Below are 22,620 nucleotides of genomic sequence, written 5' to 3'. Positions count from 1 at the left end.
CGGACGGCGCGGTCTTCGCCCCGGCCGCGGCCCCGTCTCCGGTCGGTCCGCCGGTCGGCCCTCCGGTCGGTTCGCCGGTCGGTTCGCCAGTCGGTTCCCCGGGTCCTCCGGTGGGCGTTGCGGTGGTGCTCGCCGTCATCGGCGGGCCAGGTACGCCTGGAAGGCGCGGTACAGCGTGTGGTTGGTCGTGCCGGGCAACGGAATCTCCCACTCCCCCAGGGTCTCGACGACCTGTCCGCCGGTGCCGAGCTTCCAGCGCAGCAGCCCGTGGGCGCGGTCGTCCGGGTCGAGGGTGGAGGGTACCCCGCGCAGGTCGTAGACGTCGGCGCCGACGGCGTGGGCGTCGAGCATCATGCGCCACTGCAGCGCGTTGGACGGGCGGACCTCGCGGCGGTGGTCGGCGGAGGCGCCGGTCTGGTACCAGACCCGCCGGCCGACGGTGATCATGGTGTGGGCGGCGAGGACCTCGCCCTCGTGCCGGGCGAGGTACAGCTTCATGCGTCCCGGCTGTTCGGCGTTGAGGACGGCGTACTGGCGCTCGTAGTACGCGAGGGAGCGGCCGAGCCGGAAGCCGTCGCGCTCCTCGGTGATCCGCAGCAGCCGGTGGAACTCTGGCAGGTCGGCGGCGGAACCGACGACGACCTCGACGCCGCTCTTGCGCGCCTTGCGGATGTTGCGCCGCCACTCCTGGTTGAGCCCGTTCCACAGGTCGTCGGAGCTGCGGCCGGTGAGCGGCACCTGGTAGACGTGCCGGGGCTGGGCGTCGGCGCCGTCCTCGGAGTCGCCGCCGCACTTGCGCCAGCCTCGGGCGCGCAGCCGTTCGGCGACGGCGGAGCCGAGCGGGTCGACCTCGCTGGCGAGGACGTCGCCGAGGCGCCGCCCGGGTCCGGTGTGCGCCTTGAGGGTGGCGGCGGTCCAGCGCCGGTACGCGGGCCCCGGCCCGATGCGTACGGCGAACACGCCGGAGGCCCGCAGGTGCCTCAGGAGCGGGTCGAGCCAGCCGTCCACGTCGGGGTCGGCCCAGTCGGCGACGGGCCCTTCGGGCAGGTAGGCGAAGTACTTGCGGGTGCCGGGGAAGGCACGGAGCAGTACCAGGGCGACACCGGTGAGCTCGCCCGACTCGGGTCCCCAGCCGACGAGTTGGTGCGTCCAGCCGTCCTTCACCTGGGCCCAGGCGGGGAGCTGGAGGAAGCTGGGCCCGTCCGGGCCGGTGGAACGGGTCGCGAGGAAGGCGCGGTACGCCTCGGGTGTGACCGGTCCGAGCCGCAGCGCGCGAGCGGGAGCCGGTACGGACGCGGGCGTCACGAGCAGCGCTGACACAACGGGGAGCCTCCTTGTTCCGCCCCGTTCGGTGGTGGGGCGCACAGCAGGCTCACAGCCGGTATTGACCGGTCCGCGCGAGGAATGTGACCGGACGATGACCGTTTCTCTTCAGCCGCCGTCACATGGCCCGGGGGCCGGGCGCGGGCGGTTCGGGGCGCCCTAGAGTCCGGTTCATCCCACGCTTTCCCACTCCTCCTGCGGAGGTCTGTCCCGTGCTGCGGACACGTATACGCATATCCCTGCTCGTTCTCACGGCGGCGTCGCTGACCGCCTGTTCGGCGGCGACGGCGGACGACGCCAAGCCTCCGGCCACCGCCTCGCCGGACACCCCGGCGAAGGTGACCGTGGCTCCCCCGGCGGCCGGCCGGCCCATGACCGTGACGGCGAGCGGCGGCACCCTCGCGCGGGTGAAGGTGGTCGACGGGGACGGCGGCGTGCTCGCGGGCCGTACCGCGTCCGGTGGGGGCACCTGGACCTCGGACCGCAAGGCCGCGCCCGGCACCTCGTACACGGTCGAGGTGACCGCGCGCAGCGCCGGCGGCAAGGAGACGACGTCCCGGTCGACGCACGCGATCCCGGAGGCGGACACGGTCAACAAGCTGACGCTGGCGCCCGGCAAGAACACCACGGTGGGCATCGCGCAGCCGCTGTCGATCGTGTTCGACCGCCCGGTGAAGAACAAGGCGGACGTGGAGCGCCAGTTGAAGGTCACGACGTCCGACTCCACCGAGGGCTCGTGGGGCTGGCTGACGGACTACTCGGGCAAGGACCGGGTGGACTGGCGGCCCAAGGAGTACTGGAAGCCGGGCACCAAGGTGACCCTGGAGGCGACGCTCGACGGCACCGACTCGGGCGGCAGCGGCGGCTGGTTCGTCCGCGACTACCGCACCGGCTTCACCGTCTCCGACCAGGCCCAGGTGGTCAAGGTCGACCTGGACACCAAGAAGCTCACCGTCCAGCGCGACGGCCGCACCGTCCGCACCATCCCGGTCTCCGGCGGCACGCCCGGCGGCGACAAGCGCTCCTGGCGGGGCACGGCCGTGCTCATGGCGAAGGAGGGCACGATCAACATGAACTCCGAGACGGTCGGCCTCGGCGACGCCTACGACAAGATGGTCGACTACTCGATGCGCCTGACCTGGTCGGGCATGTACGCCCACGCGGCGCCGTGGAACGCCGCCTACTTCGGCCGCGCGAACAAGAGCTCCGGCTGCATCGGCATGAGCACCGAACAGGCCCGGTCCTTCTACGACCTGGTCCGCCCCGGCGACCCCTTCGAGATCAAGGGCGAGGACACCAAGGGCACGGTGGCGGAGGGCAACGGCTACGGGGCGTGGAACGTGTCGTGGCCGGCCTGGAAGGCGAAGAGCGCGCTGCACTGACGGGGACGCCCCTGGCCGGTCCGGAAGCCCTTCGGGGGTGGGCTTCCGGACCTCGGGACTTCCGGGCCTCAGGGCTTCCGGGCCTCAGGGCCGCGGGACCCGGGACCCGGGACATGGGACCCGGGACATGGGACCCGGGACATCGGCCTCAGGCGGAGGAGGCGGCCTCCAGGAGGGTCTCGGCGGCGGCGGTGCGGGCGTAGAGGACGGAGCGGCCGGCGCGGTGGGCGCTGACCAGGCCCGCGTCGCGCAGCGCGGTGAGGTACTGGGAAACCGCGGCCGGGGAGAGCCCGGTGCGGTGGGCCAGTTCGGTGGTGGAGGCGGGCGCCTCCAGCTCGCTCAGCAACAGGGCGCGCGAGCGGCCGAGTACGGGTGCGAGGACGCCGGCTCCGGCGGCGGGCCGTTTCTCCCACAGCCCGCCGGTGCCCCGTGCCGGGTAGGCGAGCTGCGGCGGGTCCGGCGGTCGCACCCGGCTCCGCAGCCCGGGTCCGCTGAACGCCGAGGGGATGAGGAGCAGCCCCGCACCCGCGGACTCGCGGGACAGCTGCCGCTTTCGGCGGGCCAGCCGCAGCGCACTGCCGTGCCAGCTCACCGAGTCGTGCAGGTCGTCGAAGAGCCGGCCCGCGCCGTGCTCGGCGACCGTCCGGGCCCGGTGGTGGATGTCGGCGTCCAGTACGGCCTTCACCCGTCCCCAGTAGGGGGCCAGGGCCAGATCCCAGTACCTTTCGATCTCGTGGACGACCTTGGCGAGGCGGCTTGGCGGGTCGGCGTGCAGGGCCCGCAGCCGTGGGCCGAGGTGCCCCTGGTGGCGGGCGAGGTGATCGAGGTCCTCGCGTACCCGGTCGGCGGGTGAGGCCAGGATCGCCCGCAGCTCCGCCGCCGGCGCGGGCGCCGGCCCGGCGGGGGCCGGGTTGAGGAAGTCGGGCACGTAGCCGGCGGACGTGATCAGCTCGGCGAGCCACCCCTCGTGCAGCCCGGCGGCCACCACGCGCGGCCGCACCTGCTCGACCCAGGGCCGGTGGACCGGATGCCCGGCGCGGGACGTCAGCAGCCGGAAACTGGGCGCGACCTCCCACATCGGAGAGACGGCGAACCGCACCTGTGCCAGGTCCCCCGCCGAGAACGCCAGCTCTGCCAGGACGACCACTCCTCGATGGATTCAGGCATGTCCGAATCAATGGCGGGCCAGCCTACCGCGCGCGGATCATCACGCCATGACCTCACAAACCATCACCGCGGCGGCGTCCGGCACCTGGGAGCTCGGCGACCGCACGGTCAACCGGATCGGCTTCGGCGCGATGCGCCTCACCCAGCACGGCGAGGCGCTCACGCCCGACGCGGTCCCGCGCGACCGCGACCAGGCGGTCCGAGTGCTGCGCCGCGCGGTCGAACTCGGCGTGAACCACGTCGACACCGCCGCCTTCTACTTCTCGCCGCTGCGCTCCGCCAACGAGCTGATCAACCACGCCCTGGCCCCCTACCCGGACGACCTCGTCATCGTCACCAAGGTCGGACCGGGCCGCGACCCCTCCGGCACCTGGCTGCCCCATGCCACCCCCGGACAGCTGCGCGGCCAGGTCGAGGAGAACCTGCGGCAGCTCGGCCGCGACCACCTCGACGTGGTCAACCTGCGGATCGTCGGCACCGACTCCATCGCCGAACGCTTCGGCGCACTCGCCGAACTGCGCGACGCCGGACTCGTCCGCCACCTGGGCCTGTCCAACATCCGTCCCCACCACCTCGCCGAGGCGCAGGCCATCGCCCCGGTGGTCTGCGTCCAGAACATGTACGGCATCGGCGCACCGTCCGAACAGGAGGAACTCCTGCGCCTCTGCGGTGAACAGGGGATCGCCTTCGTGCCGTTCTACTCGATCGCGGGTGACGGACGCACGGCCGGCGCGCCCGCCGACGACAGCGGCGCGGTGCGGGCGGTCGCCCGCGCCCGTGGGGTGAGCACCGCCCAGGTCCGGCTGGCCTGGACGCTGCACCGGGGCTCGCACGTCCTGGCCATCCCCGGCACCGGCGACCTCGACCACCTCGACCAGAACGTCGCGGCCGGCGCGCTGCGCCTGTCCGACGACGAACTCACCGTCCTGGACGCGCGTTAACCGTTCGACACCCACCTCGGGCGGGCGGCAGACTCTCGCCGATGACGACGACTGAACGCACCGATACGCCGCCCTCCTGGGACGAGCGCACGCAGCTGACCACCTTCCTGGACTACGCCCGCGCCACGGCGGTCGCCAAGTGCGAGGGCGTGTCCGCGGAGGACGCCCGCAAGGCTCCCCTCCCGCACTCGCCGCTGATGACGCTGTGTGGGCTGATCAGCCATCTGCGCTGGTGCGAGCACTGGTGGCTGGACGTGGTGTTCCTGGGCGGAGAACTCCAGGGCCCGCTCGCCGAGGCGACCGACGACGACCCCGACCCCGAGATGCGGACGGCGGTCGACATCCCGCTGCCCCGGCTCATCGCCGAGTACGAGGAGCAGAGCGCCCGCTTCCGCCGCCTGGTCGCCGACCACGGCCTGGACGCGAAGGCCAAGCGCCCCGTCCGCGACGGCCTTGAGGTGGACCTCCGCTGGATCCTCCTGCACCTCATCGAGGAGACGGCCCGCCACAACGGCCACCTGGACATCATCCGCGAGCTCCTCGACGGCCGTACGGGCAGCTGAAACACCCCTGCGGGTGGTTTATCCGATTCACGCCACCGGCCCGTGACGCGCCGACTACGCTCGGCGACAGAGCGGAACGAGACGCCGCGCGCGTCGCAGGCCGGAGGTACCCACCGTGGTCAACATCGCCCAACTCGACCCCAGCGCCTCCCCGTTGGACTACTACGGCTGGGAACTCCGCCGCCAACGCGAGGCGGCCGGGCTCACCCAGAACCAGCTCGGCGACTGCATCTTCTGCACGGGCTCCCTGGTCGGCCAGATCGAGACCACGAGGAAACTCCCCACCCGCGAGTTCTCCGAACGGGTGGACGCGGCCCTGGGCACGGGCGGCCTGTTCTCCCGCCTGATCGGCCTGGTGCTGCGCAGCCAGCTGCCGTCGTGGTTCCAGCCGTACGCGGAGATGGAGGCGCGCGCCACATACATCTCCACGTTCCAGACCCAGGTGGTGCACGGCCTGCTGCAGACACCCGCATACGCGCGGGCGCTGCTTGCCGTCGACTACCCGGACAAGGTCGAGGAGTTGCTGGCGGCTCGCCTCGAACGCCAGCGCATCCTGGAGCGTGCCGAACCGCCGGCACTGTGGGTCGTGCTGAGCGAGGCCGTGCTGCTCCAGCAGGTGGGCAGTCGCGAGGTCATGCGCGAACAACTCGCGCATCTCCTGAGCTTCCGCGACAACCCGTGGGTACACATCCAGGTGCTGCCCTTCGCCGTCGGCGAGCACGCGGGCATGATGGGTTCGTTCACGCTTCTCAGGTTCGACGACGACCCCGCCCTGTTCTACGTCGACAGTTACGACCAGGGCCACATGACCGCCAATCCGTCCGTGATCAAGGAGCGTTCCGTCGGCTACGCTCGGCTGCAAGCCACGGCCCTCTCCACCGAGGACTCGGCGGTACTGATCGCTCGCGTGATGGAGGAACGCTATGGAGACCCGTCCTGACCTGCCCGGAGCGCGGTGGCGGAAGTCCTCGTACAGCGGCACCAACGGCGGCGAATGCGTCGAGGTCGCCGACGGCCACCCCGGCGCCGTCCCCGTCCGCGACAGCAAGAACCCCGCCGGCCCGGTCCTGATCGTCGGCGCCGAGGCGTGGCAGACGTTCGTGGACGCTGTCCGCTAGCCCCACTGCCGTGAGAATGCAAAGGCTTGTGTCCCAAGCGTTCGAGAGGTTCGTGAGGGTGCACTTCGCGAACTCGCCGATCGGCGGGTCATCCGTTCCGACCGTGCACCCACCGACGAGTGCGGATCAGATCGCCGAGCTCCAGCGTCGCTTCAACGGGTACCTTGAGCCTTCGTACCGTGAATTCCTCCTGTCGACGGATGGCATGCAGGGAGATTCCTTCACCTACCTCGGCTGCCGCGATTGGACACCAGGTGGCCGAGGCAAGGACGCCGCCGCGTACCTGAAAGTGCTCGAAGACGCCGACACGGCGTGGGACGTGGGCATACCCCGTGGCGTTGCGCTGTTTCCCGTCGCCATCGACGAGTTCGGCAGGGACGGCATCTTCATGCTGAATCTCGGTTCGGACGTTCCCTATCGCTTCTGGCGGGTGGGAGGGGGATCAAGTTCCTTCTTCGTGGACTTCTATGAGGTGCTCGCGTACATGGCGGACCTGACGTCTCTTCATCCGGTGGAAACCCTTGACTGAGCCTGCGAACGTCAAGGACATCGTGCATCGACTCTTCAGGGATCGGCTCGTCGAATACCTCTCGGAGTCACCCATCGGATGCACCCCGGCGCCCGCGCTGTACGAACCCGCAGCGGCGAGTGAGCGAGTCGGCCTGGAAGCGCGATCCGAGGTCGCGTGGGACGACGGGTATCGCGAGTTTCTCGCGATCACGGATGGGATGAACGGGTTCCACCTGTCGATTCTCGGAGTCAAGGACTGGGGTCCCGACGGGCCGGGCGAAGCCGCCGCGCGCCTCCTCGAAGACTCTCGGGACATCGGTCTCCACCTGGACGAGGGGATCCCCGAGGGGGTGCCGCTCTTTCCGGTCGCGCTGAATTCAGGTCACAGTGTCGGCGTCTTCATGGGCGACATCGGATCCGGTGCGCGGTACTGGCTCATCGGAGAAGGAGACAGCTCCTTCTTCGACGAGTTCGTCGATGTCCTGACGTACTTGGGTGGCGAGCGCAGGAATCTCCGCGACTCGCTCGTCTGAGAGCGGCGGAGTCACATGCCGCGCTCCGGGCCCCGCCACTCCTCCGGAAGGTCGTCGGCGGTCATCGGGAGGTGGCACAGCCGCACCGGGCCGGGGTAGAAGGCCGAGCTGTTGGGGCCGGCCATGTCCTCGCCGATGAGGTAGCGGTAGAGCCACTCGGCGAAGCCCATGTCGTACCGTGCCCAGCCGCCCTCCCCGTCCTCGACCACGAGGCAACGAGCCGCCCCGTCCGCGGTCAGCAGGAAGACGGTCTCTCCGCGGTCGGTGCTCGCGAGCGGCCACAGCCCGTCGCTGGTGCCGAAGCGCAGTTCCTCGACGCCGAGCAGCTGGCGGGGGTCCTCGTCAGGGGCGAGGCCGTCCCAAGGTATGGCAGACCACGCTTGGACTTTGTCCTGGATCTGCTGGCCCAGATTCCAGCGTTCCGGCGCGGGGTGGGTCAGGTACAGGTGGCCGTTGAGCTGGATGGGAGCGTACGCGTCGACGAGGGTTCGGTAGTCGGACGGCAGCCGGATGCCAAGGGCGGCGTGGAGCCGCTCCCAGGCGGCCGGGTCCGTGTGGCGGTTCCGGGGCGGGCCGAGCATCGCCGTGACGGCCGGCACGTAGTCGGTCGTCCCGGTCACGGCGCCGACATCTCCCACACCAGAACCTCCGCGTCCGCCGTAGCCAGCAGCGCCAGCCCCTCCTCCCCCGTCGCCCGGGCCGCGTCGCCCGCCCCCAGCTCCTCGCCCGCCAGCCGGACCGTGCCGCGCACCACGTGGACGTACACGTGGTCGGCGTCCGGGACCGCTGCCCGCTCGCCCAGTTCCAGGCGGCGGACGTGGAGCATCGCGCCGGCCGCAGGGACGGCGTACGGGGTGGCGTCGGCGATGCCGCGGACGACGTCGTAGGCGGGCTCGCCGCCCGGCTGCGTCGGCGCCAGCCACATCTGGACGAAGACCAGCGGGTCGGGGCCGTCGTTCCGCTCGACGTGCCGCACGCCGGCCGCCGCGCTCAGGTGCTGGAGGTCGCCGCGGCGGACGACGGTCGCGTGGCCCGTCGAATCGCGGTGGGTGAGCTCGCCCTCGACGACCCAGGTGACGATCTCCGTGTGGCTGTGGGGGTGCTCGTCGAAGCCGGAGCCGGGGGCCAGGCGCTCCTCGTTGCAGGCGAGCAGCGCGCCGAAGCGGAGGTTGTCGGGGTCGTAGAACCGGCCGAAGGAGAAGGCGTGCCGGGTGTCGATGCCGGTCTCCGGGTCGCCTCCGGGGTACCGCTCCCCGCCGCGCTGGATGCGTATCACGGGGTCACGGTAGCCGTGGCCGCCGCCGCGATGGCGGCGAAACCGCCCCGACCCCGCACGTCGCCGTCCCGATAAGGCAGTCTTGTCCCCGTGTCTGAACCCGTGAACGCCGCTCACCCGCATGCCGCGACCCTGAAACGCCTGGAGCAGTCCTCCGGGCGGCTCGCCGCCAGCGCCATTGCCCGCATGGACGAGACGCTGCCGTGGTACCGGGCGATGCCGCCCGAGAACCGGTCGTGGATCGGTCTGGTCGCGCAGGCCGGCATCGCCGCGTTCACGGAGTGGTTCCGGCACCCGGAGACCCCGCAGGCGATCTCCACCGACGTCTTCGGGACCGCGCCGCGCGAGCTGACCCGGGCGATCACGCTGCGGCAGACCGTGGAGATGGTCCGTACGACGATCGAGGTCATGGAGTCGGCGATCGAGGAGGTCGCCGCGCCCGGTGACGCGTCGGTCCTGCGCGAGGCGCTGCTGGTGTACGCGCGGGAGATCGCCTTCGCGACCGCCCAGGTGTACGCGCAGGCCGCGGAGGCCCGGGGCGCGTGGGACGCGCGGCTCGAGTCGCTCGTCGTCAACGCGGTGCTGTCGGGCGAGGCAGACGAAGGCGCCGTGTCCCGCGCCGCGGCCCTTGGCTGGAATTCGCCGGAGAACGTGTGCGTGGTGCTCGGGACCGCGCCCGACGGGGACAGCGAACTGACCGTCGAGGCGATCCGCCGGGCCGCCCGGCACGCCAAGCTCCAGGTCCTCACCGGCGTCCTCGGCGACCGGCTCGTGGTGATCGCGGGCGGCAACGACAACCCGCTGGCGGTCGCCAAGGCGCTGATCGGGCCCTATGCGGCGGGGCCCGTCGTCGCCGGGCCCGTGGTGCCCGACCTGCTCGCGGCGACCCGGTCCGCGCAGGCCGCCGCGGCCGGCCTCAAGGCGTGTTCGGCCTGGCAGGACGCCCCGCGCCCGGTGCTCGCGGACGATCTCCTGCCGGAGCGCGCGATCGCCTCCGACCCTTCGGCCCGCGAGCAGTTGGTGGAGGAGATCTACAGACCGCTGGAAGAAGCCGGATCGGCGCTCCTCGAAACGCTCAGTGTCTACCTGGAGCAGGCGAGCAGTCTGGAAGGCGCGGCGCGGATGCTCTTCGTGCACCCGAACACCGTGCGCTACCGGCTTCGACGTGTGACCGACGTCACCGGATGGTCACCCTCCGACGTCCGGTCGGCCTTCACCCTGCGGATCGCGCTCATCCTCGGGCGCTTGGCCGACGCGGATACGCAGTCCTAGACTTTTGTCGAACACCAACAATTCCCCCGACGGTTCTTCGTCCTTGTCCCCACGGGCGTCCAGGACCGTCCCCAAGAGAGAGTGTGAGGGTGCTCGTACTCGTCGCTCCCGGCCAAGGCGCTCAGACGCCCGGCTTCCTGACTCCCTGGCTCGAAATCCCCGGTGCCGCCGACCGCGTCGCGGCCTGGTCCGACGCCATCGGGCTCGACCTTGCCCACTACGGCACGAAGGCGGACGCGGACGAGATCCGTGACACCGCCGTGGCCCAGCCGCTGCTCGTGGCCGCAGGCCTGCTCTCCGCCGCCGCCCTCGCCGACGGCCTCGACCTCGCTCCCGGCGCGGTCGCGGGCCACAGCGTCGGCGAGTTCACCGCCGCCGCGTTCGCGGGCGTCCTCGACGACACCGCCGCGCTGCAGCTCGTGCGGTCCCGTGGTCTGGCGATGGCCGAGGCCGCCGCGATCACCGAGACCGGCATGTCGGCGCTGCTCGGCGGCGACCCCGAGGTGACCGTCCCGCACCTGGAGAAGCTGGGTCTGACCCCGGCGAACGTGAACGGCGCCGGCCAGATCGTGGCCGCCGGCACCCTGGAGCAGCTGGCCGCCCTGGCCGAGGACAAGCCCGAGGGCGTCCGCCGGGTCGTTCCACTGAAGGTCGCCGGCGCGTTCCACACGCACCACATGGCGCCCGCCGTGGCGAAGCTGGAGGAGGCGGCCCAGGGCCTGTCCCCGGCGGACCCGGCCACGGCCTACGTCTCCAACAAGGACGGCAAGGTCGTCACCGGTGGCGCGGAGGTCATCGCCCGCCTGGTCGGCCAGGTCGCCAACCCGGTCCGCTGGGACCTGTGCATGGAGACCTTCCAGGAGCTCGGCGCGACCGGCCTGATCGAGGTGTGCCCCGGCGGCACCCTGACCGGCATCGCCAAGCGCGCCCTGCCCGGTGTCCGCACCGTGGCCCTGAAGACCCCGGACGACCTCGACGCGGCCCGCACGCTCGTCGCGGAGACGGCCTCGGCCTGACAAGGAGTGTCGACAAGCATGGCGAAGATCAAGCCCAGTAAGGGCGCCCCGTACGCGCGCATCCTCGGTGTCGGCGGCTACCGCCCGACCCGTGTGGTGCCCAACGAGGTGATCCTCGAGAAGATCGACTCGTCGGACGAGTGGATCCGTTCGCGTTCCGGCATCGCGACCCGTCACTGGGCGTCCCCCGAGGAGACGGTCACGGCGATGTCCGTGGAGGCCGCGGGCAAGGCCATCGCCGACGCCGGGATCGACCCCGAGCAGATCGGCGCGGTCGTCGTCTCCACGGTGTCGCACTTCAAGCAGACCCCGGCGGTGGCGACCGAGATCGCGGACAAGATCGGCTCCGGCAAGCCGGCCGCGTTCGACATCTCCGCCGGCTGCGCGGGCTTCGGCTACGGCCTCACGCTCGCCAAGGGCATGATCGTCGAGGGTTCCGCCGAGTACGTCCTCGTGATCGGCGTGGAGCGGCTGAGCGACCTGACGGACCTCGAGGACCGTGCGACGGCCTTCCTGTTCGGCGACGGCGCGGGCGCCGTGGTCGTCGGCCCGTCGGACGAGCCGCACATCGGCCCCACGGTCTGGGGTTCGGAGGGCGACAAGTCCGAGACGATCAAGCAGACCGTGCCGTGGAACGAGTTCCAGCTCGGCGACGTGTCGAAGCTTCCCCTGAACGACAAGGGCGAGGTCAAGTTCCCGGCCATCACGCAGGAGGGCCAGGCGGTGTTCCGCTGGGCCGTCTTCGAGATGGCGAAGGTCGCCCAGCAGGCGCTGGACGCCGCCGGCATCTCGGCGGACGACCTGGACGTCTTCATCCCGCACCAGGCCAACATGCGGATCATCGACTCGATGGTGAAGACGCTCAAGCTGCCGGAGCACGTCACGGTCGCCCGCGACGTGGAGACCACCGGCAACACCTCGGCCGCCTCGATTCCGCTCGCGATGGAGCGGCTCCTGGCGACCGGGAAGGCGAAGAGCGGCGACACGGCGCTCATCATCGGCTTCGGGGCGGGTCTCGTCTTCGCCGCGACGGTCGTTACTCTCCCCTAGGCACTCCGGATCTCTCCGGAAAGCCCGTTACCTCAGCACAGACACAAGAAGGAGCGCCAGCATGGCCGCCACCCAGGAAGAGATCGTCAAGGGTCTCGCCGAGATCGTGAACGAGATCGCCGGCATTCCGGTCGAGGACGTCGAGCTCGACAAGTCCTTCACCGACGACCTGGACGTCGACTCCCTGTCCATGGTCGAGGTCGTCGTGGCCGCCGAAGAGCGCTTCGACGTCAAGATCCCGGACGAGGACGTCAAGAACCTCAAGACCGTCGGCGACGCGACCGACTACATCCTCAAGCACCAGGCCTGATTCGGCCCCAGCCGGACCCGCTCCGGCTGACCCGGTCCGCCACCCAGCGGTGGCGCCGTCTTCCGACCATCACACACATGGAGAAAGATTTCCTGTGAGCTCGACCAATCGCACCGTGGTCGTCACCGGTATCGGCGCAACGACTCCGCTGGGTGGCGACTCCGCTTCCACCTGGGAGGGTCTCCTCGCGGGACGCTCCGGCGTCCGCCCCCTCGAGGGCGAGCGCTTCGCGGAACTGCCCGTGCGTATCGCCGCGCAGATCGCCGTGGACCCGTCCGAGGTGCTCCCCCGTCCCCAGGCCCGCAAGCTGGACCGCTCGGCGCAGTTCGCGCTGATCGCGGCGCGCGAGGCGTGGGCCGACGCGGGCTACACCGGCCCGGCCGGCGAGGACTCCAAGATCGCTCCCGAGCGTCTCGGTTCCGTCATCGCCTCCGGCATCGGTGGTGTCACCACCCTGCTCGACCAGTACGACGTGCTGAAGGAGTCCGGCGTCCGCCGCGTCTCCCCGCACACCGTGCCGATGCTCATGCCCAACAGCCCCTCCGCCAACGTGGGTCTGGAGGTGAACGCCCGCGCGGGTGTCCACACCCCCGTGTCCGCGTGCGCGTCGGGCGCCGAGGCCATCGGCTACGCCATCGAGATGATCCGCACCGGCCGTGCCGACGTGGTCGTCGCCGGCGGCACCGAGGCGGCGATCCACCCGCTGCCGATCGCGGCCTTCGCCAACATGATGGCGATGTCCAAGAGCAACGACGAGCCCGAGAAGGCCTCCCGCCCCTACGACAAGGGCCGTGACGGCTTCGTCCTGGGCGAGGGCGCGGGCGTGATCGTGCTCGAGTCCGAGGAGTACGCGAAGGCGCGCGGCGCGCGGATCTACTGCGAGGCGCTGGGCCAGGGCCTGTCGGCCGACAGCCACCACATCGCGCAGCCCGAGCCGACCGGCCGTGGCATCGCGGAGGCGCTGCAGAACCTGCTCGACGCCTCGGACCTGAAGCCTTCCGAGGTCGTCCACCTCAACGCGCACGCCACGTCGACGCCGCAGGGCGACGTCGCCGAGATCAAGGCGCTGCGGAAGGTCCTGGGCGACGACCTCGGTCATGTCGCGATCTCCGCGACCAAGTCGATGACGGGTCACCTCCTGGGCGGCGCGGGCGGCATCGAGACCGTCGCCACGGTCCTCGCCCTGCACCACCGCCTGGCCCCGCCGACGATCAACGTCGACGACCTGGACCCGGAGGTCGACGCCGACATCGTCCGCGACGAGCCGCGCGAGCTGCCCCAGGGCACGATCGCCGCGATCAACAACAGCTTCGGCTTCGGCGGCCACAACGTGGTGCTGGCCTTCCGTTCGGTCTGATCCGCCGTCACACGCCTGTGAGGCCCCCTGCCGGGATGTTCCGGCCGGGGGCCTCCGGCGTGTCGTCACCTGCCGCGAGCACGAGGTGGACGGGGCCGGCGCAGCGCGCCGAAGCCCGTGGGGCGCCCCGGCGCCGGGCGGTGCGAGGAGCGCCAGGGGCACGAGGGGCGCTTCGGAGGATCAGACGACCTGGTGGAGCCAGCGGACGGGTGCGCCCTCACCCGCGTAGCGGAAGGGCTCCAGTTCGTCGTCCCAGGGCTTGCCGAGCAGCTTGGCGATCTCGGCCTCCAGGACCGTCTCGCCCTGCGCGGCGCGGGCCAGGGCGGCGCGCAGCCGGTCCTCGGGGACCAGGATGTCGCCGTGGATGCCGGTGACGGCGTGGAAGATGCCGAGCTCGGGCGTGGCGCTGTAGCGCTCGCCCTCCGCGGTGGCGCAGGGTTCGGCGGTCACCTCGAAGCGGAGCATCTGCCAGCCGCGCAGCGCCGAGGCGAGTTTGGAGGCGGTGCCGGTCTCGCCCTGCCAGGAGAACTCGGCTCTCCAGGTGCCCGGGGACGCGGGCTGACGGATCCAGTCGAGCTGGACCCTCGCACCGAGTACGCCCGCCACCGCCCATTCGACGTGCGGGCAGAGCGCGCGCGGTGCGGAGTGAACGTACAGGACTCCACGTGTCGTCACCGGGACCTCCAGTGTGGGACGAGGTTCGCCTTTTCCCAGCGGCCTCAGTAAACAACATCACGAAGAATGAGCTTCGCAAACCCCCAAAAAGGGGACAGCATGTGACGTGATGTAATTTACCGGAGCCGATCGGCAGGGGCGCCTCTGGTTCGACGGGGGAAAAGCTACCGTGCCGCGCCCGCGTCGGGGTGACGTACGGTCGGTCGGGGGCGGGTGGACACGAAGCTTTCACTCGCCAGGACGCCGAGGAGGGGCCGCCGGGATGCGCGGGCGACGACGATTCCGCACGGCCGCCGCGGCGGTCGCGCTGCTGTGCGCGACGGTGACGGCCGGCTGCTCGGCGGGAACCACCGCGGCGTCGGCCCCGACCCCGGCCCCGAAACCGCGGCCCACGCCCGTCTGGGACGCCTCGCCCGGTTCGGTCGCCGCCGTCGGCGACTCCATCACCCGCGCCTTCGACGCCTGCACGGTCCTCGCGGACTGCCCCGAGGTGTCCTGGGCGACCGGCACGGACGCCGCGGTCAACAGTCTCGCGCTGCGGCTGCTCGGTCCGCAGAAGGTGGCCGGCCGCAGCTGGAACCTGGCCCGCAGCGGGGCGCGGATGGCGGAGCTGCCGGAGCAGATGGCCGCCGCGGCGGCCCAACGCCCGGAGCTGGTGACGGTGATGATGGGCGCGAACGACGCCTGCCGGGACCGGGTGGCGGACATGACCCCGGTCGAGGACTTCCGCGCCTCGTTCACGACGGCGCTCGCCCGGCTGCGGGCCGGTGCGCCGAAGGCGCAGGTGTACGTGTCGAGCGTGCCGGACCTGAGGCGGCTGTGGGCGACCGGCCGGGTCAGCCCGATGGGCCGTCAGGTGTGGAAACTGGGCGTCTGCGGCTCGATGCTGGCGGACGCCGAGGACCTGGGGGCCGCGGCCGAGGAGCGCCGGACCCGGGTCCGCGACCGGGTGGTGGCGTACAACGAGGTGCTGCGCGAGGTCTGCGCGGAGGACGCCCGCTGCCGCTACGACGGCGGCGCGGTCTTCGGCTTCGCCTTCGGCCAGGGCCAGCTGAGCCCGTGGGACTTCTTCCATCCGAGCAAGGACGGCCAGGCCCGGCTGGCGGAGATCGCGTACCGGGAGATCAGCAGGAGGTAGGGGGTGCCCCGTCGGGCGTGGCGGGCGTCGCGGGCCCGGCACGCCGACGGGACGCCCCCGGGCCCCGGAGCGACTGTCAGGGTCCGCTCCGGGGCGGCTCTTCACCGCGGGCGCCTCAGATCTCCAGCGCCGCGGTCAGGCGGGCGTCCGCCAGGGAGTGGGCGGCCAGGACCTCGTACGCCCCGGGGACGAGGGTCCAGCCGTTCCGCTCCTCGTCCCAGATCTCGAAGGCGCGGCGGGGCAGTTCGATCGTGACCTCGACGGTCTCGCCGGCGGCGGCCTCGACGCTCGCGAAGCCGGCCAGCCAGCGGGCCGGGCGCTCGACCCGGTCCTCGGTGGGGGCCAGGTAGATCTGGACGACCTCGCGGCCGGTGCGCCCACCGGTGTTGGTGAGGGTGACGGTCGCGGACTCCGGGGTGGCGACGAGGGACTCGTAAGACCAGGTGGTGTAGCCGAGGCCGTGGCCGAAGGGGTACGCGGGGACGGCGCCGGCCTTGTCCCAGGCGCGGTAGCCGATGAACAGGCCCTCCGCGTAGTGGAGTTCGCCGTCGGTCGGGGTGACCTCGGTGACCGGCGCGTCGGCGAGGGCGACGGGCCAGGTGGTGGGCAGCCGGCCACCGGGCTCCTCCGCGCCGGTGAGGACGTCGGCGAGCGCGGCGCCGCCCTCCTGGCCGGGGAACCAGCCGAGCAGGATCGCGGCGACGTCCTCGCGCCAGGGCATCTCGACCGGGGAGCCGGCGTTGACGACGACCACGGTGTTGGGGTTGGCGGCGGCGACGGCGCGGACCAGGTCGTCCTGACGGCCGGGCAGGGCGAGGTCCTTGCGGTCGAAGCCCTCGGACTCGACGCGCTCGGTGGTGGCGACGACCACGACCGCGGTGTCGGCGGCGCGGGCGGCGGCGACGGCTTCGGCGATCAGTTCGTCCGGGTCACGTCGCGGACCGAGGTGGACGAAGGAGAACATGACGGCCGGGAGCGGCGCCGCGAACTCCTTGTCGAGGGTGTGGAGCAGGGACACCTCGACGGTCTCGCCGGCCGTGAGGGCGACCTTGCCGCGTTCGACGGGCGAGCCGAAGAAGGCCTCGAAGGGGTCGGTCTCGGGGCCCATGGCCTGCACGCCGGCGAAGAGGGTGCGCCCGGCGACCGTGAGGGTGTACGCGCCGAGGCCGCGGGTGCCGAAGGCGTGCTCGCCGCTCTCGCGCGGGGTGAAGGTGCCGACGACCTCGACGGAGGCGAGGTCGTCGTGGGTGACGCCGGCGGGGAGGTCGTCGCCGATCCACTGGACCTGGCCGTTGGGCAGGCTGCCCTCGCCGAGGACGTTCCCGGCGGCGTCGCGGCAGACCGCGCGGAGGGCGAAGCCCTGTTCGGCCGGGGCGAGTTCGTCGCTGGGGTCGGCGCCGACCGCGTAGGAGAGCGCCCCGTCGGGCAGGGCGGCGGTGAGGCCGTCGAGCGGGGAGACGACGTGCTCGGGGAAGACCTGGGCGGAGCCGCCGCCGAGGACCCGGGCGTCGCGGGCGGCGGCACCGGAGAGGGCGACGGTGGCACCGGCCGCGAGCGGGAGGGCCCGGCCCTCGTTGCGCACGAGGACGAAGCCGCGGCGGGCCGTCTCGCGGGCGAGCGCGTCGCCGTCGACGGCCTCGGGGGTCTCGGTGACGACGGCCGGGGCGCCGTCGAGGGCGCCGACGCGGGCGGCGAGCCGGAGGACGTTGCGCACGGCGGTGTCGACGGCGGACTCCTCGACCTCGCCGGCCCGTACGGCGGCGGCGAGCGCCTCGCCGTAGACGGTCCGGGGGCCGGGCATGGCCACGTCGAGGCCGCCGTCGATGCCGCCCTTGGTGGAGCGGGCGGCCATCCAGTCGGAGACGTTGTAGCCGTCGAAGCCCCACTCGCCGCGCAGCACCTCGTTCACGAGCCGGCGGTGCTCGGTCATGGTGGTGCCGTTGACCCGGTTGTAGGCGGTCATGATGCCCCAGGGGCGGGCGTTCCTGACGATGGCCTCGAAGGGGGCGAGGTAGAGCTCGCGCAGCGGGCGCGGCGCGATCCGGTTGTCGACGGTGAAGCGGTCGGTCTCGGCGTCGTTGCCGACGAAGTGCTTCACGGTGGTGCCGACCCCGCCGTCCTGGACGCCCTGGACGTAGCCGGTGCCGATCGCGCCGGTGAGGTACGGGTCCTCGCTGTACGCCTCGAAGTGGCGGCCGCCGAGCGGGGTGCGGTGGAGGTTGACGGTGGGCGCGAGGAGGACGTGGACGCCCTTGCGGCGGGCCTCCTGGGCGAGCAGCCGGCCGGCCCGGCGGGCGAGGTCCGGGTCCCAGGAGGCGGCGAGCGCGGTCGGGGAGGGCAGTGCGACGGACGGGTCGTCGGCGGTCCAGCGGACGCCGCGGACGCCGACTGGTCCGTCGGACATGACCAGTGAGGCCAGGCCGATCTCGGGCAGGGCGGGCAGCGACCACATGTCCTGTCCGGCGAGCAGCCGCGCCTTGGCGTCCAGGTCGAGCTTGCCGAGGGCCGCCTCGACGGCTGCCTCGCGCACGGTGTCCGCGGTGTCGGCGGTCGTCTCCGCCATGGCCGTACCTCCTCGTCGTGGGCTTGTGCGGCCATGGTGACCCGCCTACCTGTAGATCGGTAGGTTACGTTAGCATTTCGTTATCTGCCGGATGGCGTACGGTCCTGTCGACAGCGACGTACGGAAAGGGGGACGAGGCCGATGGCACGGTCCAGGAGCGAGGAACGCAAGGCGGAGATCGTCCGCGCCGCCCTCGAGGTGATCGCCGAGCGCGGCTACCGGGGCGCCTCCCTCGGCGCCGTCGCCGAGCGGGTCGGGCTGACCCAGCAGGGCCTGCTGCACTACTTCCCCACCAAGGAGGCGCTGCTCGTCGCCGTCCTGGAGGAGCGCGACCGCTGGGACACCAGCGGCGGCCGGGACCGCGAGCGCTGGCGCCTCGACCTCATGGAGTCGCTGGTCGAGTACAACGCGATGCGCCCGGGCATCGTGCAGACCTTCTCCGCCCTGCTCGGCGAGAGCGTCACCGAGGACCACCCGGCCCGGGCCTTCTTCACCGAGCGCTACACGCAGGTGCGGGAGAACATGGCGGACCTGCTGCGCGCCGAGTTCGGCGACGAACTGCCCGGCGGCCTCACCCCGGAACGGGCGGCGCCGCTGCTCACGGCCGTCATGGACGGCCTGCAGTTCCAGTGGCTGCTGGACCCGGACGCGGTGGACATGCCGGCATCGTTCCGGGACTTCCTCGCGCTCCTGAAGGAAGGGCATGTGAGGGCGCCGTAGCGGGAGTTGCGGGTGGGGCGGGATACTTCCGGCGGCCTGTCACCGGGACGGACACCCGGCCCGTCACCGTCGTACGGAAGGACCCCCGTGCCCCCGATACGCACCGCCCTCACCCTCGCCCTGATCCTGGCCGCCGTGGCGTCCGCCGCGCCGGCCGTCGCCGCGGACGCTCCCTCCCCCGCCGTCACCGTCGAAGAGGCCCGGCTCGACCGGGCCGCACCCCAGGAGATCCTGCGGCGCAGCGGATTCGCCTCCCTGGCACCGGAGTTCACCGCCTCGCTCGCGAAGGCCGACTCCTTCGCCGAGGCCGAGCGGACGGTCGCACGGTACGGAACCGGGCTCTGGCGGCGGGCGGTGGACCGGGCTCAGGGCCGAGGGCCGGCCGGCGGCGACCTGAGCCGGGACGACGACCGGCCGCTGTACTGGACCCGCCTGGCACTCACCCGCGAACTGCGCGCCTGGCAGCCGGCGTTCGGGATCACCGACGAGGGCCAGGTCCGGCTGCTCGACCGGCTGGAGCGCTCCTCACGCGGCCAGGACTCGATCCGCTACCCGTCCGGAAAGGGCGTGAAGCGCATCCTGCTGACCGGCTTCGACCCGTTCACGCTCGACCGGGACACCCGGATCAGCAACCCCTCCGGGGCCACCGCGCTCGCCCTCGACGGCACCTGGCTGCGTACCGCCGACGGCTCCCTCGCCCAGGTCGAGACGGCCGTCTTCCCGGTGCGCTGGCAGGACTTCGCGGACGGCTCGGTCGAACGGACCCTGCGCCCGCACCTGCCGGAGGTGGACCTGTTCACCACGGTGAGCCAGGGCCGGCCGGGCCGCTTCGACATCGAGCGGACCAACGGGGCCTGGCGCGGCGGCTTCCCGGACAACGAGAACCTGTCCCGTACGGAGACGGTGCCGGTGGCCGATCCGGCGACGCAGCCCCAGTGGACGTCGACGACCCTGCCGTACACGGCGATCACGGCGGCGCCGACCGGGCGCTTCCCCGTGTACGACAACACCTCGGTGACCGAGCTTCCGGCCGGGTCGGGCACCCCCGTGGTGCGGCCCGGCGGGCCGACGGCCGGCTCCGTCGCCCGGGCGGGCGGCGGCGGGAACTACCTCTCCAACGAGATCGCCTACCGCGCCACGCTGCTGCGCGACCGCCTCGGTCTGACCCGGCTGCCCGGCGGGCACGTGCACACGCCGGTGCTCCAGTTCGGCGCGGGGAACACCGACCCGGCGACGGGCGCGGTCACCGATGCCGAGTTCGTACGGAACAGGCTCGACATCATCGCCCAGGTGCGGGCGATCGTCGCCGTGGCGGCGGGGTACGAGGCACCCCCTAGCGCGGGGTGATCCCGCCCGCGTAGACGTTCTTCGGGGTGATGACCGACGTGACCGCGCGGGCGACGAGCGTCGAGGGCTCCTGGCCGTCGACGAGGGAGTCCGTGTTGAGGATGAGGACCAGGGTGGCCTTCTGCGAGGGCAGGTAGACGGTCACGGTCTCGTAGCCCGGCAGGGAGCCGTTGTGTCCGATCCACCCGTTGGTCTCGAGGATGCCGAGGCCGTAGTTGGTGCCGGGGAAGCCGGTCGGGAGCATCTTGAGCCGCTGGGCCTGCGTCCCGGGGCTCAGCAGCTTTCCGGTGGCGAGGACCGGGGCCCAGCGGCGCAGGTCCTCGAGGTTCGAGATCATCCCGCCGGCCGCCCAGGCCCAGCTGGGGTTCCAGTCCGTGGTGTCCGCGACGGCGCCCGTGAGCGTCTGGTCGCTGTAGCCGTGCGCGTGCGGCTCGGGGAACTCGGCGCCCTTCGGCAGGAAGCTGTGGCGCAGGCCCCCCGGGCGGACCACGCGGTCGTGGATGACGTCGGCGAGCCGCCGGCCGGTCACCTTCTCGACCACCAGGCCGAGCAGGACCAGGTTGGAGTTGCAGTACTCGAACCTGGACCCGGGGGCGAAGGTGTTGGCGTGCCGGTAGCCGTAGGAGAGCACCTCCCACGGGTTGAAGGCGCGCTTCGGCTCGCTCAGGAGGTCGTGGATGAAGTCGGGGTCGGAGGTGTACGGGAACAGGCCGCTGCGCATCTCGGCGAGGTGGCGCAGCGTGATCTTGTCGCCGTTCGGAACGCCGCGGACGTACCTGTCGATCGGGTCGTCCAGCTTCACCTTGCCGTCGTCGACGAGTTCGAGCAGTGCGGTGACCGTGAAGGTCTTCGTCTCGCTGCCGATCCGGACGTAGGTGTCGGTGAACATCGGCCGGCCGGTGGCCTTGTCGGCGATGCCGGTCGCCCGGACGTAACAGCCCTTGCCGGGCATCCACACGCCGGCGACGATGCCGGGGATGCCGGCCTGCTTGCGGACGTCCTCGATCGTCTTGTCGAGCTTGGCGGTCAGCTGGGGTCCGAAGCCGCCGGGCGGGCAGTCGTCGCCGTGGTGCGGGCCCGTGCCGGCGCCCGGGGCGGGCGCGGCGTGGACGGGCGTGGCGGGGGCCGTCGTCATCGGAGCGAGGACGGCGGCCGCGAGCAGCGTCGCGGCGAGCAGCCGGCGGTGAGGGGTACGTCGCATGGTGGGGGGCGCCTCTTCCAGGTCACGGGCCCGGAGCCGGTTGCTGCCTCGGGCTCGCACTCGTAGTCGAACTCGACCTCGGACGGCCACATCAGCACCGGGTCGGGCGCGGACCGCACACCGCCCGGTCCGTGCCCCGGCGAGTCCACTCGTTCGGCGCCGCCGCGCACCCTACGGGTGTCCGGAAAGCAGCGCCGTCTGCCCGCAGGCCAGGCGGGACTTTGCGGACGCCCCCTAGGAGGAGCGGCTCACGATCGCCGCCAGGTCCTCGCCCGCGAGGGACGGGTCGGCGGTCAGGGCGGCGTGCACGGCCTCCAGGACCGGTAGTTTCGCCGCGGTGGCGCCGGTCGCGAGGGCCACGTCCTTGGCGGCGAGCGCGACCGGGAAGTGGACGCCGGTCGCGGTGGCGCGGCCGACGGCGCCGGCCAGCGGGCCCGCACCGAGGGTGCGCAGGGCCAGGTCACGGGGCAGACCGAGGGAGTCGGCGAGGGTCAGGGCCTCGCCGATCAGCGCGACCCCGCCGATGACGGTGTTGATGAGGACGAGCTTCAGGGCGGCGCCGGTGCCGGGGCCGCCGCACGGCGTGACGGTGCCGAGGAGGCCGAGGACGCCCGCGACCGGGGCGGTGTCGCCGCCCGCGAAGATCAGCAGCTCACCGGTGGCGGCCCGGTCGATGCTGCCCATGACGGGTGCGTCGACGAGGGTCACGCCCTCGGGAAGCCGGGCGGCGAGCTCGCCCACGGTGTCCGGGCCGATGGTGGAGGTGTCGATCCAGTGGGTGCCGGGGCGCAGCGCCGGGATCATGGTGTCGGCGACGGCGAGCGCGGCGGCCGGGTCGGCCAGCATGGTGATGACGACGTCGGCGTCGGCGACGGCCTCGGCCGGGTCCGCGGCGAGCACGGCCCCGTCGGCGACGAGTCCGTCGGCCTTGCCGGGCCTGCGGTTCCAGACGGTGAGCGGGTGACCGGCGTCGAGGAGGCGACGGGCCATGGGAAGGCCCATGTTGCCGAGGCCGAGGAAGGCGATCCTCGGCGCGGCCGCGCGCCCGGGCCCGTGCTCGCGAGTGTGCTCGTTCTCGTTCTCGTTCTCGTTCTCGTTCTGCATGTCTTCGACGCTAGGCCGGGCCTCTCCATGCGACAAGCGAATGTCTAGCATGGC

Annotated in this window: 23 protein-coding genes; 15 read left to right on the top strand and 8 right to left on the bottom strand. The window is 72.2% G+C overall.

The window, feature by feature from the left end; genetic code table 11:
* Positions 1-135 precede the first annotated feature (135 nt).
* A complete protein-coding gene (locus ACFY8W_RS13575; protein ID WP_391104191.1) occupies positions 136-1,320 on the bottom strand; it encodes a peptidoglycan bridge formation glycyltransferase FemA/FemB family protein in 1,185 nt (394 codons plus the stop codon).
* A gap of 125 nt (positions 1,321-1,445) precedes the next feature.
* Here ACFY8W_RS13575 and ACFY8W_RS13570 point away from each other — a divergent pair, with 125 nt between their 5' ends.
* The gene (locus ACFY8W_RS13570) at positions 1,446-2,705 is read left to right on the top strand and encodes an Ig-like domain-containing protein (RefSeq protein ID WP_391104188.1); all 1,260 of its coding nucleotides are present in this window, start codon (positions 1,446-1,448) and stop codon (positions 2,703-2,705) included.
* Between the two features lie 148 nt (positions 2,706-2,853).
* On the opposite strand, the gene ACFY8W_RS13565 is transcribed toward ACFY8W_RS13570, so the two are convergent.
* Positions 2,854-3,852: a DUF5937 family protein gene (locus ACFY8W_RS13565; protein ID WP_391104185.1), complete on the bottom strand. Its 999-nt coding sequence runs from the start codon at positions 3,850-3,852 to the stop codon at positions 2,854-2,856.
* A gap of 67 nt (positions 3,853-3,919) precedes the next feature.
* Here ACFY8W_RS13565 and ACFY8W_RS13560 point away from each other — a divergent pair, with 67 nt between their 5' ends.
* The 6 genes from ACFY8W_RS13560 (at position 3,920) to ACFY8W_RS13535 (ending at position 7,537) form a co-directional block, all read left to right on the top strand.
* Positions 3,920-4,813: an oxidoreductase gene (locus ACFY8W_RS13560; protein WP_391104182.1), complete on the top strand. Its 894-nt coding sequence runs from the start codon at positions 3,920-3,922 to the stop codon at positions 4,811-4,813.
* Positions 4,814-4,854: 41 nt separating this feature from the next.
* Positions 4,855-5,376, top strand: coding sequence for a DUF664 domain-containing protein (locus ACFY8W_RS13555; RefSeq protein ID WP_391104179.1), 522 nt, complete (start codon positions 4,855-4,857; stop codon positions 5,374-5,376).
* Between the two features lie 115 nt (positions 5,377-5,491).
* A complete protein-coding gene (locus ACFY8W_RS13550; protein ID WP_391104176.1) occupies positions 5,492-6,316 on the top strand; it encodes a Scr1 family TA system antitoxin-like transcriptional regulator in 825 nt (274 codons plus the stop codon).
* A complete protein-coding gene (locus tag ACFY8W_RS13545; protein ID WP_391104173.1) occupies positions 6,300-6,494 on the top strand; it encodes a DUF397 domain-containing protein in 195 nt (64 codons plus the stop codon). The genes ACFY8W_RS13550 and ACFY8W_RS13545 overlap by 17 nt, the downstream gene beginning before the upstream one ends.
* A 58-nt stretch (positions 6,495-6,552) precedes the next feature.
* Positions 6,553-7,023 carry an SMI1/KNR4 family protein gene (locus tag ACFY8W_RS13540; RefSeq protein ID WP_391104170.1) on the top strand — a complete coding sequence of 157 codons (471 nt, stop codon included), beginning with the start codon at positions 6,553-6,555 and terminating at the stop codon, positions 7,021-7,023.
* Positions 7,016-7,537: a hypothetical protein gene (locus tag ACFY8W_RS13535; RefSeq protein WP_391104167.1), complete on the top strand. Its 522-nt coding sequence runs from the start codon at positions 7,016-7,018 to the stop codon at positions 7,535-7,537. The genes ACFY8W_RS13540 and ACFY8W_RS13535 overlap by 8 nt, the downstream gene beginning before the upstream one ends.
* 11 nt (positions 7,538-7,548) lie before the next feature.
* On the opposite strand, the gene ACFY8W_RS13530 is transcribed toward ACFY8W_RS13535, so the two are convergent.
* Positions 7,549-8,157, bottom strand: a complete 609-nt coding sequence (locus ACFY8W_RS13530; protein WP_391104164.1) for an SMI1/KNR4 family protein — start codon at positions 8,155-8,157, stop codon at positions 7,549-7,551.
* Entirely contained in the window at positions 8,154-8,813 is a 660-nt protein-coding gene (locus ACFY8W_RS13525; protein ID WP_391104161.1) for a pirin family protein, read from the bottom strand. The genes ACFY8W_RS13530 and ACFY8W_RS13525 overlap by 4 nt, the downstream gene beginning before the upstream one ends.
* Before the next feature lie 90 nt (positions 8,814-8,903).
* On the opposite strand from ACFY8W_RS13525, the gene fasR reads away from it, so the two are divergent.
* The 5 genes from fasR to fabF all read left to right on the top strand — a co-directional run bounded on the left by fasR (position 8,904) and on the right by fabF (position 13,818).
* The gene (gene fasR, locus ACFY8W_RS13520) at positions 8,904-10,085 is read left to right on the top strand and encodes a fatty acid biosynthesis transcriptional regulator FasR (protein ID WP_391104158.1); all 1,182 of its coding nucleotides are present in this window, start codon (positions 8,904-8,906) and stop codon (positions 10,083-10,085) included.
* An 89-nt stretch (positions 10,086-10,174) separates the two neighbouring features.
* On the top strand, positions 10,175-11,101 hold the full coding sequence (locus tag ACFY8W_RS13515) for an acyltransferase domain-containing protein (RefSeq protein ID WP_391104155.1): 927 nt from the start codon (positions 10,175-10,177) through the stop codon (positions 11,099-11,101).
* An 18-nt stretch (positions 11,102-11,119) separates the two neighbouring features.
* Positions 11,120-12,151, top strand: a complete 1,032-nt coding sequence (locus ACFY8W_RS13510; protein ID WP_384417393.1) for a ketoacyl-ACP synthase III — start codon at positions 11,120-11,122, stop codon at positions 12,149-12,151.
* A 61-nt stretch (positions 12,152-12,212) separates the two neighbouring features.
* Positions 12,213-12,461, top strand: coding sequence for an acyl carrier protein (locus ACFY8W_RS13505; RefSeq protein ID WP_384417396.1), 249 nt, complete (start codon positions 12,213-12,215; stop codon positions 12,459-12,461).
* 94 nt (positions 12,462-12,555) lie between these two features.
* Complete coding sequence (fabF, locus tag ACFY8W_RS13500) at positions 12,556-13,818, top strand: beta-ketoacyl-ACP synthase II (RefSeq protein WP_391104152.1); 1,263 nt, start codon at positions 12,556-12,558, stop codon at positions 13,816-13,818.
* A 180-nt stretch (positions 13,819-13,998) separates the two neighbouring features.
* Here the strand turns inward: fabF and ACFY8W_RS13495 are convergent, their stop codons facing one another.
* Positions 13,999-14,493: a DUF3145 family protein gene (locus ACFY8W_RS13495; protein ID WP_391104149.1), complete on the bottom strand. Its 495-nt coding sequence runs from the start codon at positions 14,491-14,493 to the stop codon at positions 13,999-14,001.
* Positions 14,494-14,755: 262 nt separating this feature from the next.
* On the opposite strand from ACFY8W_RS13495, the gene ACFY8W_RS13490 reads away from it, so the two are divergent.
* Positions 14,756-15,631, top strand: a complete 876-nt coding sequence (locus tag ACFY8W_RS13490; protein WP_391104146.1) for an SGNH/GDSL hydrolase family protein — start codon at positions 14,756-14,758, stop codon at positions 15,629-15,631.
* A 115-nt stretch (positions 15,632-15,746) separates the two neighbouring features.
* On the opposite strand, the gene ACFY8W_RS13485 is transcribed toward ACFY8W_RS13490, so the two are convergent.
* Positions 15,747-18,194: a glycoside hydrolase family 3 C-terminal domain-containing protein gene (locus ACFY8W_RS13485; RefSeq protein ID WP_391104143.1), complete on the bottom strand. Its 2,448-nt coding sequence runs from the start codon at positions 18,192-18,194 to the stop codon at positions 15,747-15,749.
* 141 nt (positions 18,195-18,335) lie between these two features.
* On the opposite strand from ACFY8W_RS13485, the gene ACFY8W_RS13480 reads away from it, so the two are divergent.
* Both ACFY8W_RS13480 and ACFY8W_RS13475 read left to right on the top strand, forming a co-directional pair.
* The gene (locus tag ACFY8W_RS13480; RefSeq protein WP_391104141.1) at positions 18,336-18,914 is read left to right on the top strand and encodes a TetR family transcriptional regulator; all 579 of its coding nucleotides are present in this window, start codon (positions 18,336-18,338) and stop codon (positions 18,912-18,914) included.
* Positions 18,915-19,001: 87 nt separating this feature from the next.
* The gene (locus ACFY8W_RS13475) at positions 19,002-20,261 is read left to right on the top strand and encodes a pyroglutamyl peptidase (RefSeq protein WP_391104138.1); all 1,260 of its coding nucleotides are present in this window, start codon (positions 19,002-19,004) and stop codon (positions 20,259-20,261) included.
* Here ACFY8W_RS13475 and ACFY8W_RS13470 read toward each other — a convergent pair.
* Complete coding sequence (locus ACFY8W_RS13470) at positions 20,248-21,462, bottom strand: serine hydrolase (protein WP_391104135.1); 1,215 nt, start codon at positions 21,460-21,462, stop codon at positions 20,248-20,250. The two genes, ACFY8W_RS13475 and ACFY8W_RS13470, sit on opposite strands and share 14 nt — an antisense overlap.
* Before the next feature lie 234 nt (positions 21,463-21,696).
* The gene (locus ACFY8W_RS13465; RefSeq protein ID WP_391104132.1) at positions 21,697-22,566 is read right to left on the bottom strand and encodes an NAD(P)-binding domain-containing protein; all 870 of its coding nucleotides are present in this window, start codon (positions 22,564-22,566) and stop codon (positions 21,697-21,699) included.
* Positions 22,567-22,620 lie beyond the last annotated feature (54 nt).

Origin of the sequence: Streptomyces sp. NPDC012637 (assembly GCF_042954805.1) — a bacterium.
GTDB lineage: Bacteria > Actinomycetota > Actinomycetes > Streptomycetales > Streptomycetaceae > Streptomyces.
The sequence above is the reverse complement of the archived record's forward strand: the minus strand, read 5'-3'. Positions and strand labels throughout refer to the sequence as shown.

Excerpts from the sequence above, each read along its gene's own strand:
- ACFY8W_RS13560 (WP_391104182.1), top strand. The coding sequence starts at position 3,920 with ATGACCTCACAAACCATCACCGCGGCGGCGTCCGGCACCTGGGAGCTC.
- ACFY8W_RS13555 (WP_391104179.1), top strand. The coding sequence starts at position 4,855 with ATGACGACGACTGAACGCACCGATACGCCGCCCTCCTGGGACGAGCGC.
- ACFY8W_RS13480 (WP_391104141.1), top strand. The coding sequence starts at position 18,336 with ATGGCACGGTCCAGGAGCGAGGAACGCAAGGCGGAGATCGTCCGCGCC.
- ACFY8W_RS13470 (WP_391104135.1), bottom strand. The coding sequence starts at position 21,462 with ATGCGACGTACCCCTCACCGCCGGCTGCTCGCCGCGACGCTGCTCGCG.
- ACFY8W_RS13465 (WP_391104132.1), bottom strand. The coding sequence starts at position 22,566 with ATGCAGAACGAGAACGAGAACGAGAACGAGAACGAGCACACTCGCGAG.
- ACFY8W_RS13570 (WP_391104188.1), top strand. The coding sequence starts at position 1,446 with ATGGCCCGGGGGCCGGGCGCGGGCGGTTCGGGGCGCCCTAGAGTCCGG.
- ACFY8W_RS13485 (WP_391104143.1), bottom strand. The coding sequence starts at position 18,194 with ATGGCGGAGACGACCGCCGACACCGCGGACACCGTGCGCGAGGCAGCC.
- ACFY8W_RS13510 (WP_384417393.1), top strand. The coding sequence starts at position 11,120 with ATGGCGAAGATCAAGCCCAGTAAGGGCGCCCCGTACGCGCGCATCCTC.
- ACFY8W_RS13505 (WP_384417396.1), top strand. The coding sequence starts at position 12,213 with ATGGCCGCCACCCAGGAAGAGATCGTCAAGGGTCTCGCCGAGATCGTG.
- ACFY8W_RS13545 (WP_391104173.1), top strand. The coding sequence starts at position 6,300 with ATGGAGACCCGTCCTGACCTGCCCGGAGCGCGGTGGCGGAAGTCCTCG.
- ACFY8W_RS13490 (WP_391104146.1), top strand. The coding sequence starts at position 14,756 with ATGCGCGGGCGACGACGATTCCGCACGGCCGCCGCGGCGGTCGCGCTG.